The following is an 8,558-nucleotide window of genomic DNA, read 5'->3' on the forward strand; positions in this document are numbered from 1 at the left end:
TAATGGGTCCAGAGCCTAGGCAATATGGTCAAGTGATATCACTACGAGAGCCACAACCAGCTTCGTGTGCGTCTGGCCGATTTCCTCGACGCTTACATTTGCGCTCGTCGCTAGAAGACTCTCAGCGGTCTCACGCCTTACGAATACATCTGCAAAATCTGGACTTCAGAGCCAGACAGGTTCTTTGTGAACCCGATCCACCAGATGCCGGGACTGAACACCTAAGGCCGGTTGACATGTAGAGACAAGATTGAAAAATTGCTCTTGGATACGCTTCAGGAAGATGCCACCCGCAGCAATTCCGCGCTTTCCAAACTTGTGGAATTATTCGCACCCGGCGTTCACGAATCGAATTCGTCGGCTTTGGGATTGCCGGATGAACGCGTCTTGTTTGAATTCGAAAATAAATGCGGCGCGGTACCGTGTAGTGTCAGCGGGTGGAAGCGCACTTGATCTGATCGAAAACAAAGGCTGGCCCTCGTGACAAAGACGGAAACCCCACTTGTGTTTGTCGGAACATCCGATTTGTCGGGTCTGGTTCGCGGCAAGGCGTTTCCGCGATCCGAACTGGACAAGCGGCTCCGGTCCGGTGTCGGGTGGACCCCGACAAATGCGCAGATCACCTGCTTTGACTCGATATCAAAAAGCCCGTTTGGCTCTTTCGGCGACCTGGTACTTGTGCCCGAGCCCGAAACCCGGTTCACGGTGGGTGGCGGAGAAGCGGTATTTGATTTTTTGCTGGGGAATATCCTGACTTTAGAGGGCGCGCCTTGGACGCATTGCACTCGGTCTCTGGCTGATCGCGCGATAAAAGGCATGTATGAGGCGTGCGGCGCAATACCGGTCGCTGCTTTCGAGCATGAGTTCGAACTGAAGGAGCCAGCCCCCCGCCTTGGGGATGCGTATGGTCTGAAGGGTTTTCGGGATGCGCAGGTTTGGGCCGAAGACCTGCTTTCGGCACTCGGGCAGACCAGTTGTGAACCCGATACCTTCATGAAAGAATTCGGCCCGTCTAAATACGAGCTTACAAACAAGCCCGCCAAGGGCCTGCAAGCGGCAGACGATGCGGTGATCTTGCGGGTGCTGACCGGTGACGTCCTTCTTCAACATGGTCGGGCACCCAGTTTCTCACCCATTCTGACCCCGGATGGCACCGGTAATGGCGTACACCTGCACATGAGCTTCGTGGACACCAAGGGTGACCCCCTGGCCCATGATGCGAATGATCACTTTGGGATGAGCACGCTGACCAGGTACTTCATTGGTGGCATCCTCAAGCATATCGACCAGATTCTTGCCATCCTGGCGCCGTCCGAAATCAGTTATCTGCGCCTGACGCCCCATCGTTGGAGCGCGGCCTACAACAATCTGGGTTACCGGGATCGCGAAGCCGCCGTGCGAATTTGCCCGGTTTCATCACTGGATGAAAGGTCGGTCGCGCGGCAGTTCAACTTTGAAATACGTGCCATTGATGCGGCCGCCAGCCCGTATCTGGTTCTGGCAGCCCTGATATTTGCGGGAACACAGGGGATCAAAGACAAAACCTTGCCACCGGACCCCACCGAAGAGGACCTGTCGCTGCTTGCTCCCGAGGCACTGGCGGCCAAGGGGCTGCGACGTTTGCCCGAAAGCTTGAGCGACTCGCTGACCCTTCTAAATAGGTCCAAAGCTGTCCGAAGCTGGTTCGGAGATGAGTTCGTCAATCTTTATGTCGCCCACAAGCAAGGCGAGATATTGCAGCTTGACGGGCTTGATTGGGCCGAAAAGTGCGATCGCTACAAGGATGTGTACTAAGAGGTTGAGGGGGAGGAACATTACGAAGGCGTGTGTATTGAAGCTTGATTGTCTGGCAAAATATCAGGGTTGCCGAGATCGCGGCGCGCAAATCCAGCTGACCGCCCCCCAGAACATGAAATCGAGCGCAATGTCGTCCGAGCCTGAAATCAGTTGGGTCCCGCCTTCATAGCGGCTGAAAATGTCGACCGCGCGTTGCAGCACGTCCGAGCTTTCCTTGATGCCGATGATGCGCTGGTTGTCCGCGAAATGGTCCATCAGTTCAAAGCTGATATCGGCACCATCCTTGGCCGGGTAGCTTTAAAGCACAAGGTTGACGTCGACTTCGGCCAAAACGGTCTCATAGTGTTTGATCAGTTCTTCCTGGGTCGGTCGGGTATAGAAGGGCGGCGCCAACAGCACGTTCTCATAGTCGATTTGCCTGGCCATGGCGGTTTGTTCGATCACCTCACGCGTTGCCGGGGCGTTGGTGCCTGCTATCAGGGTTTCATCCTCATGGACAAAGTCCTTCACGAACTGAAGCACCACGCGACGTTCTTCGGTCGTCTGCGAGAAATACTCCCCTGTCGAGCCATTCGGTACCCAGCCCGTGACGCCCGCATCTCGAAAATGCGTCAGCAGCTTGTCGAAAGCCCCGAAGTCGATCTTGTTGTCCGCATCAAACGGCGTGACCAGCGCGGGCATGATGCCGGACAGTTTCACATTGTAGCTCATCGGTCTGATCCTTGCGATGTCTTGAAATGGAGGTAGGGGTCATGCGGATGGGTCAGTGCAACCGTCATCATGAAGGGACGCTCGTCGTCGCTGCGAGCCCGGGTGTAGAGCTCGCGCACTGCGTGGTGAAGAACGTCTTCGTCATAATCGATCTGCATCGATCGGGTGACGGGACCGGCATCGCTTACCGTGTCAATGGTGAAAACGCCGAAGGTGTAGGCCCGTTCCTCGTCTCTGTTGTAGTCGCGAAAATCAGCATCCGGGGTTCAGGGCATGTCGGCGGGGTAGATCTCGGTGGTCAGATGTTCTTCGAAGCCGTGGTATTGGTCGGGGGCCATGAAATGCACCTTGCCAGAGATACAGGTGTAATACCCGTTCAGGTGCAGATAATGCGCAAATGTCGGCGTGGAGGCCGCAAATTAGGCCCCGCTATCACAGGCCCCGATGCGCGACGGCAAACGCCCGGCCATCATGCCAAAACGCGAGGATGCGCAGAGCGGAAAGGGGAAATACGCTGTCTCGAATACGGTCCCTCACGCGGCGAGCGTGTCGATATTGGGTGTTTTGCAGGCCGATCCCCCATAGGCGTTCAACACGAGGGAGGTCAGTTGATCGACCATGAAAAGGATGATGTTGGGTTTCATGTTTTCTGCCCGCGCGCAGATCTCTGGTGCGCGACGATCTCGGACAACAACTCCTTGTAAAGCTCTCGAATGCGGCGGGTTACGGGACCCGCGCCCCCTTCGGCCCCAATGATCTTGCCATCAATTGAGGCAACGGGCGTCTGCGCCCCGAACGTGCCGGTCAGAAAGGCCTCATCCGCCCCATAAGCTTCGTAGAGCGAGAAATTCTTCTCAAAGACCGGGATGCCGTTCTGGCGGCAAAGCTTGATCACCTTGGCCCGCGTGACGCCGTTCATGCAATAATCCCCGGTCGAGGTCCAAACCTCGCCACGCCGCACGATGAAGAAGTTGCAGGCATTTGTCGTATTCACGAAGCCATGTGGATCCAGCATCAAACCCTCATCCGCGCCAGCCTGTTCCGCCTGCAGGCAGGCGATCACGCAATTGAGTTTTGAGTGGCTGTTGAATTTCGGGTCTTGGCTGGTGGGCAACCCCCGGACCTGCGGCACGGTTGCCAGTTGAATGCCACGCGATTGGAGGACTTCGGCAGGCTTCGAATGTTCAACGATGGCGACGATGGTCGGGCCATACCGGCTGAGACCGGGATGCTGAAACGGTTTTGCTTTGCGACCGCGCGTGATCATCAGACGGCAATGGGCATCAGACACCATGTCATTGGCTGCAGCCGTTCGGTCGAGAATGTCGCGAACATCTTCGGGCCCCATTCCGATATCGATCGAGACCGACTTAAGAGAATTGAACAAGCGGTCCATGTGTTCGTCAAAAAACGCCCATTCGCCGTCATACAGGCGCAGGCCCTCCCACATGCCGTCCCCAAGCATGAAGCCGCTATCATAGACTGAGATCTTGGCCTCGGCTTTGGGCACAAGTTCGCCATTCACGTAGATCAGCAACGCCTCGTTACGGGCGTCCGCTTCCGCGTCGTGGGTTGAAATTTCGTGGGTATCCATTGCCATCTTTGTTTCTTGATTCCTGATCAATGTCCCAGGACCTGGCCCAGGAATGTCTTTGTCCACTCGCTGCCGGGGTTGTCGAAAAACTCACCCGGTGGAGCCCCGTTCGATGATCTCCCCGTCGGCCATGAAGATCACCCGATCTGCCACCAGCCGCGCAAAACCCATTTAATGCGTCATGCAGACCATAGTCATGCCTTCTTCGGCCAGGACGACCATCACGTCCAGTACCTCCGAGATCATTTCGGGATCCAGCGCCGATGTCGGTTCGTCAAACAGCATGAACGCAGGGGCCATGCACAACGCGCGCGCGATGGCCGCACGCTGTTGCTGACCGCCAGATAACTCGCCTGGGTATTTGGAGGCCAGCCCGGGTATCTTGCCCCTCTCAAGGTAGGGCATGGCAATCGCTACCGCCAGCACAAACCCATACGTTGAGCGTGCCCAAGGTCAGTTGCTCGCCGAAGGGCGCCACATCCTGCACATGCATTTCGACTATCTGGCGGCCTCGGCGACCGTTCACTTTCCGAGCCCCGACCATTGCGATACGATCGATGCCATTCGCGCCCGGGGTGTTTTGTCGGACGACAAGCTTGGTCACAATCATACCCGGCATTTCCGCGACCGATTCGTCAGGTTCATGCGTGTCACTCACAGCGAGGATTCTGATTTTGACCTGTCAACGCGCGAAAAGGCAATCAACACAGACACCTGAAAAGGTTGGACCGTAGACTTCAGGCAGCGTTAGGTGCTTCTTACATTTATCGACCACCAAAAATGACATCCACAGTTCGGCAGGGCATTGCGTCGCAAAGTCCCGAAAGGTAGCGAAGTCGTCGTCCCGCAATACCTGGAAATTCCCTTCTCTGGTTTTACCGGCTTCAGTTGGCAGTGATTAAGTCCCTGGGTGGTCGCTGCGCTCACTCGGCTACATCAGGTTTATTGGCATCCGGATAGATTCCTTTCACGCGACCATTCTTCGGATCAAAATGCGGGAAGGTTACGATCTTGGTTTTAACCGTTTTTGCTCACCATCCAACTGGCCAACCTCTATTTCGGTTCACCTCGTAGGAATGGGCGTTGCCAGGCTGGATGTTGATGTCATTCAGCGGATCGGCCAGCGGGTTGGGCGGACCGATATCGGGCTTTGACAACTCCGGTACGGCGCGCTGAATATAGAGGATAATCTTTGTCGGCGGGTTCTGCTCTTCGGGGCGCATCGCCTCGCCGGGGGCTGCCACGATCAGCAAGCCGTCGCATTCGGCCACGAAATGCGACATGTCGCCGGGCCGCGATCCATCGCTGAACGTATGCACCACGTCGCCTTGCCCGATACCGAAGCCCGCAACCTCCAAAGCGCGCAGCACCTTGCGTCCCGAGGGCGCGCCATTGGCCAGCGTCGCGATCACCCCATCCGGGCGTCCATGGCCCTGCGCGCCCAGCATCGCCGCGTCCGAACTGCGGTCAGGCGCAAAGAACACCATCTCGGCGGGCTGTATCCCGTCGCGGTCCAGCAGCGTGATCGTGTCGCCCTTTGTGATCCGCCCTGCCCGCGATCCGGCGTCGGGCACCGGGTGGCATTCGGTCCCGTGCGGCAGGATAGGCAGGCCCGGAACCAGCACCTCGCTGCGTTCGAAGGGCACTTCAATAGGGGCTTCACGTTCACAATACATCTTCCTGAATGGATTGCGTCGCGCCACGGTGGGTGACCACCAAAAGACATCCCGCCTCTGTGCTGAAGCAATGCGCGGACCCCGCAGCAAGGCTGACAAAATCACCGCTGCGATAGGAATATACGTCGTAATCGGTCAGATCGCCTTCAAGCACAAAGAACTCTTCCAGACCGTGGTGGATATGGGGATTTGACCGCGCACCAGGCGCCATGCCCGGTTTTCTCGTCAAAGTTGATATTCTTCCACCAGACCTGTTCGTTTGGCAGACCCTCCATCTGCATCCTGACAAATCCCTTGTCGTCGAAACGGGTCACGATGCGCTTGCTTTGCTGCAGTGTTATCTCAATCAAGCCCCAGTTTCTTCTCGCGCTCTTCGGCCCAGCTGCTGATCGCCGTGTCAAAGGTCGGCGTCATCAGCGACACGTTCATGCCCAGAACAAAGTTCTTGCCCAGCTCGGTTCCGGCCAACGTGCGCTGCAATTCCTGGCCCAAATCCTGCGTGCCGGTAAAGGCGGTCAGAACCACCATGGCCAGACACAGCATGATCACCTGATTGACACCGACAAGAATCTCGGTCCGGGTGGCGGGCAGGTAGACATGCCGCAGCATCTGCCAACGGGTGCAGCCCGATATCTGCCCGGCTTCGACCACCTCGGGGCTGACCTTCTTCAGGCCCAGCGTGGTCATCGGCACCACCGGCGGGATCGCGAAGAGTATTGTCGCAACCGCACCTGCGGTCGGGCCAACCTTGAAAAGATCACCGCCGACAGCAGCCATGTGAAAAATGGCAAGGTCTGCAGAACAGCCAGAATTGGCTTCAGCATTCACTTCAACCAGCGGTGTTTCCACGCGCCGATGCCCAGAATCAGCCCCAGCAAAATGGCCAGCGGTGCGGCGACGACAATGACCGACATGGTCTGCATAGCCATCTTCCACTGCCCGATCAGGGCGGTCCAGATGAAGGTGTCTGCACCCTCCAGCGCGTGCCCGTTCATCGGCATTGCCAACCCTCAGGCATGGACCACACGGGCCTTGTCGATCTCTTCGGTGAATTTGGCGACATATTCAGTCGCCGAGTTCGTGACGATTTTGTCTGGCGTGTCACATTGTTCGACCGCATCATTGCGCATGATCGCGATCCGATCGGCCAGCCGCAGCGCCTCGTCAAAATCATGGGTATAAAGACGATGGACTTGCCCAGCACTTCCTGCAAGCGCAGGAACTCATCTTGCATCTCGCGGCGGTTCTGTCCGCGCATTTCCAGCGGGAAGGCGATATTGTCGAGAACGGTGGAATACGTTAGCAGACCAAAGGACTGGAACACCATCCCCATCTTGTTGCGACGCAGCTCAATCAAGTCGCGGTCGCTCAGGCTCATGATATCCTGACCTTCCACCTTGATGGTGCCGCCGCTGAATTCGTACAGGCGCGAGAAACAGCGCCCTAGTTATTTCATCCCAAAGTTTGATGGTGTGATCCTTTCGCAGGAATGGAAGGGAGCATTGTGGGACAGGTTCGTCACGGGAGCGCCACGTACCGCTGCCCGGCAGTCGTTTGCACCGCAAACGATGAGAGGGGACGCAGGCCGTCAGAGCAGCAATACAGCGATCCACCGCCCGGCAGGGCATTGCTCAGCAATGTCCCGAGAGGGACAAGCTTTGATCGCGGCGCTGAGCAAGGAACACGGGATCAACCCGAAGACAGTTGCCAGGTGGCGAAAGCGCGAGACCGTTGAGGATTGCAAAACGGGGCCGAAAGGTGCGCCTGCTGGAACAGCACTATGATGTGCCTTTGTTCGTGCGGGGGCACCGGTCGGTTACGCTGACGCAGCGGGGTGCGATTTTGTTGGCGACGGTCGAGCAATCGCTCGACCTGTTACGCGATGTCAGCCGCTATAAGCTGACCAAACATCAGGCCAATTCGGTTACGCTGGCGGCTACCAATTCGGTGGCGTCCCTGTGGCTGATGTCGCAAATGCGCAAGTTCCACAAATCCAACGGACGCATCCGCATTTCGGTTGTCTCCTCGGACAGCGATGCCGAATGCCAGTCCGAAGCGATGGATCTGATGATCCTGCGTGGCGATTGGGTCTAGCCGGACTACGAGGCGCGGCTTCTGTTCGTTGAAACCGTGTACCCTGAGTGCAGCCCGGAATACCTGAAACAAAATCTCGCAGCGGCTGACTTGGCGTAGTTGGTTGACCCAGAACAATATCGTCTCCACACCGATGGAGCGTGCCGTGGCCTTCAACGGGTACCCGCTTTCCGTACAGACGGCGGTCGATGGCCTAGGCATTGTCTTGGGGTGGTCGCATTTTGTCGACCCGCTGCTTGAAAGCGGTATATTGGTTCGTCCTGTGCGGGATGCCCCCGGTCGCGCAATCAGGAATTTACCTGCTCAAAAACCCGACACAAAAGGCCTTTCCCGAACAACGCATTGTCGAGGACCCGCTGCTGGGGCTCAGCGCGGGCCGAAAACGCTACGCCTGAGATTGCACTCCAGGGCGCTTCCAATTGCAACGTCGCGGGCCTCTACTCTTGCGGCGCGGGCAAATCTAATGTTAACCCTAATGAATATTTATTTTCCGTGGTGAATGATTGAAGCGAATCCGGAGTCGCGCGTATCGCTGCGGCCCCGGACTGGCCAACCAACACAAGCAGGGATCGTCTCCGATGAGTTACAAAACCGATATTGAGATTGCGCGCGAGGCAGCGAAGAAACCCATTGTTGAGATCGGCGCGAAGCTTGGTATCTCCAGCGATGATCTGCTGCCCTACGGC

The 8,558-nt window shown here is 57.1% G+C and carries 6 protein-coding genes and 6 pseudogenes; 5 read left to right on the forward strand and 7 right to left on the reverse strand.

What is annotated here, in order from left to right; translation table 11 throughout:
- Positions 1 to 36 precede the first annotated feature (36 nt).
- Positions 37 to 225, forward strand: a pseudogene (locus M3P21_RS21845) (IS481 family transposase); the annotation flags it as partial.
- A gap of 279 nt (positions 226 to 504) precedes the next feature.
- The gene (locus M3P21_RS21850; RefSeq protein ID WP_308445977.1) at positions 505 to 1,794 is read left to right on the forward strand and encodes a type I glutamate--ammonia ligase; all 1,290 of its coding nucleotides are present in this window, start codon (positions 505 to 507) and stop codon (positions 1,792 to 1,794) included.
- 63 nt (positions 1,795 to 1,857) lie between these two features.
- On the opposite strand, the pseudogene M3P21_RS21855 reads toward M3P21_RS21850, so the two are convergent.
- The 3 genes and pseudogenes from M3P21_RS21855 to M3P21_RS21865 form a co-directional block, all read right to left on the reverse strand.
- Positions 1,858 to 2,508 (reverse strand): annotated as a pseudogene (locus M3P21_RS21855) (dihydrodipicolinate synthase family protein).
- Between the two features lie 640 nt (positions 2,509 to 3,148).
- The gene (locus M3P21_RS21860) at positions 3,149 to 4,102 is read right to left on the reverse strand and encodes an aminotransferase class IV (protein ID WP_249713634.1); all 954 of its coding nucleotides are present in this window, start codon (positions 4,100 to 4,102) and stop codon (positions 3,149 to 3,151) included.
- Positions 4,103 to 4,128: 26 nt separating this feature from the next.
- A pseudogene (locus tag M3P21_RS21865) lies at positions 4,129 to 4,513 on the reverse strand (ATP-binding cassette domain-containing protein); the annotation flags it as partial.
- Between M3P21_RS21865 and M3P21_RS21870 the strand changes: the two are divergent.
- The gene (locus M3P21_RS21870; RefSeq protein WP_249713627.1) at positions 4,506 to 4,820 is read left to right on the forward strand and encodes a hypothetical protein; all 315 of its coding nucleotides are present in this window, start codon (positions 4,506 to 4,508) and stop codon (positions 4,818 to 4,820) included. The pseudogene M3P21_RS21865 and the gene M3P21_RS21870 overlap by 8 nt on opposite strands.
- Positions 4,821 to 5,133: 313 nt before the next feature.
- On the opposite strand, the gene M3P21_RS21875 is transcribed toward M3P21_RS21870, so the two are convergent.
- The 4 genes and pseudogenes from M3P21_RS21875 to M3P21_RS21890 form a co-directional block, all read right to left on the reverse strand.
- The gene (locus M3P21_RS21875) at positions 5,134 to 5,778 is read right to left on the reverse strand and encodes a hypothetical protein (RefSeq protein ID WP_249713629.1); all 645 of its coding nucleotides are present in this window, start codon (positions 5,776 to 5,778) and stop codon (positions 5,134 to 5,136) included.
- Complete coding sequence (locus tag M3P21_RS21880) at positions 5,768 to 6,067, reverse strand: cupin domain-containing protein (protein WP_373320116.1); 300 nt, start codon at positions 6,065 to 6,067, stop codon at positions 5,768 to 5,770. Before M3P21_RS21880 ends, M3P21_RS21875 begins: the two co-directional genes overlap by 11 nt.
- A gap of 196 nt (positions 6,068 to 6,263) precedes the next feature.
- Positions 6,264 to 6,752, reverse strand: a pseudogene (locus M3P21_RS21885) (ABC transporter permease subunit); the annotation flags it as partial.
- Between the two features lie 39 nt (positions 6,753 to 6,791).
- A pseudogene (locus tag M3P21_RS21890) lies at positions 6,792 to 7,225 on the reverse strand (ATP-binding cassette domain-containing protein); the annotation flags it as partial.
- 214 nt (positions 7,226 to 7,439) lie between these two features.
- Here M3P21_RS21890 and M3P21_RS22850 point away from each other — a divergent pair.
- Together M3P21_RS22850 and M3P21_RS21895 are read left to right on the forward strand one after the other, a co-directional pair.
- A pseudogene (locus M3P21_RS22850) lies at positions 7,440 to 7,559 on the forward strand (IS481 family transposase); the annotation flags it as partial.
- Entirely contained in the window at positions 7,537 to 7,872 is a 336-nt protein-coding gene (locus tag M3P21_RS21895) for a LysR family transcriptional regulator (protein WP_249713633.1), read from the forward strand. The pseudogene M3P21_RS22850 and the gene M3P21_RS21895, both read left to right, overlap by 23 nt.
- The last annotated feature ends 686 nt before the right edge of the window (positions 7,873 to 8,558 follow it).

It is taken from the genome of Ruegeria spongiae, assembly GCF_023502395.1.
In the GTDB taxonomy this organism is placed as follows: domain Bacteria; phylum Pseudomonadota; class Alphaproteobacteria; order Rhodobacterales; family Rhodobacteraceae; genus Ruegeria_C; species Ruegeria_C spongiae.

Coding starts and splice junctions, on each gene's coding strand:
- M3P21_RS21860 (WP_249713634.1), bottom strand. CDS start 4,102: ATGGATACCCACGAAATTTCAACCCACGACGCGGAAGCGGACGCCCGT.
- M3P21_RS21870 (WP_249713627.1), top strand. CDS start 4,506: ATGGCAATCGCTACCGCCAGCACAAACCCATACGTTGAGCGTGCCCAA.
- M3P21_RS21875 (WP_249713629.1), bottom strand. CDS start 5,778: ATGTATTGTGAACGTGAAGCCCCTATTGAAGTGCCCTTCGAACGCAGC.